This window comes from Terriglobales bacterium (assembly GCA_035937135.1).
In the GTDB taxonomy this organism is placed as follows: Bacteria; Acidobacteriota; Terriglobia; order Terriglobales; family Acidobacteriaceae; genus DASYVL01.
Map to the genome: position 1 here is coordinate 1 of DASYVL010000067.1, position 1509 is coordinate 1509.

The following is a 1509-nucleotide window of genomic DNA, read 5'->3' on the forward strand; positions in this document are numbered from 1 at the left end:
TGCCCAGCAGTTGCGCCACCAGATCGCTCCGCCCTCGGAGCGTGACCTCCTCGGCCAGCACGCGCAGGGCGTTATCGGAGGCGATGAAGTTCACCGTCTTCACCCGCCGGTCGCGCTCCAGCGCCAGCAGCAGCCGGCGGCAGAACTCGGCGCCGCTGGCGCCGGTGGTGGCCACGGTCAGGGTGCGAGGCGTGGGCATAGGGGTGATAGTTATCGCATTGTAGAGACGTTGCATGCAACGTCTCTACGAGACACGATGGTAAGCTGAGTGCTCGCATGACCCCAGAATCGCTGCGCAAACTCTTCGAGCAAGTCCGCCGGGGGAAGCTCTCGGCCGACGAGGCGGTCGCCCGCCTGCGGCATATGCCCTTCGAAGACCTGGGCTTCGCCAAGGTGGACCACCATCGCCGTCTGCGCGCCGGGATGCCAGAGGTGGTGCTGGCCGAAGGCAAGACGCCGCGTCAGGTTGCGTCCATCTTCGCGCGGCTGGCCAAGGCGGGCGGGAACGTCCTGGCGACGCGGGCCACGCACCAGCACTTCGCTGCGGTGCGCAAGTCGGTGCGTCGGGCGGAATACCGCGAGCTGGCGCGGGCCATCGTCCTCCAGCGCGACCGCAAGAATTATGGAAAGGGAACCATCGCCGTCGTTTCGGCCGGGACCAGCGACATCCCGGTGGCGGAAGAAGCCGTGGTCACCGCCGAGGTCATGGGCAACGACGTCGAGCACCTGTACGACGTCGGCGTCGCCGGAATCCATCGGCTGCTGGCCCACCGCGCTGCGCTGACCGAGGCGCGCGTGGTCATCGTCTGCGCCGGCATGGAGGGCGCACTGCCCAGCGTGGTGGGCGGGCTGCTGCGCGTCCCCGTCATCGCCGTGCCCACGAGCGTCGGTTACGGAGCGTCCTTCAAAGGATTGGCGGCGCTGCTGGGGATGCTGAACTCCTGCGCCTCGAACGTCAGCGTGGTCAACATTGATAACGGCTTCGGCGCGGGCTACGTGGCCTCGATGATCAACCGGCTGTAGGTCAGTTTTCACCACGGAGACACGGAGACACGGAGGAGGAAATGGCCTTCCGTGACCTGCTCAGCCCGTCCTATTTATTTCTTCTGGATTTCCGGCTAGGGGACTGCGCAGGAAAGACCCGTGCGAAGATCTTGTCCACATTTCGCAACTGGCGCTTGAGCTCGAAGGCGCGGTCGAGCTGCTTGCGGGAGAGGCGCTTCGTGATCTGCTTGTCCTTGAGCACGAGATCGTGGAAGCACTCCCCACCCTTCCAGGCGCGCATGGCGTGCTTCTGCACCAGGCGGTAGGCGTCCTCGCGCGACATGCCGGCCTCGGCCAAATCCAGAAGTAGCTGCCCGCTGAACACCAGTCCGCCTGTGCTCTCGAGGTTGGCGCGCATGCGCTTGGGATAGACCAGCAGCGTGTCAATCAGGTTGGCAGCGCGGTTCAGCATGTAATCGAGCAAGATGGTGGAGTCGGGCAGGATGACGCGCTCGACCGATGAGT

Annotated in this window: 3 protein-coding genes; 1 reads left to right on the plus strand and 2 read right to left on the minus strand. The window is 65.3% G+C overall.

The features are described 5' to 3' along the window. A partial coding sequence (locus VGQ94_04095) for a hypothetical protein (protein HEV2021686.1) occupies positions 1 to 235 on the minus strand: 235 nt, incomplete at its 3' end. A gap of 41 nt (positions 236 to 276) precedes the next feature. Here VGQ94_04095 and larB point away from each other — a divergent pair. Beyond that, the gene (gene larB / locus VGQ94_04100; protein HEV2021687.1) at positions 277 to 1023 is read left to right on the plus strand and encodes a nickel pincer cofactor biosynthesis protein LarB; all 747 of its coding nucleotides are present in this window, start codon (positions 277 to 279) and stop codon (positions 1021 to 1023) included. A gap of 70 nt (positions 1024 to 1093) precedes the next feature. On the opposite strand, the gene VGQ94_04105 is transcribed toward larB, so the two are convergent. Next, positions 1094 to 1509, minus strand: a 416-nt coding sequence (locus tag VGQ94_04105) for an adenylosuccinate lyase (protein ID HEV2021688.1), incomplete at its 5' end; no start/stop codon positions are given.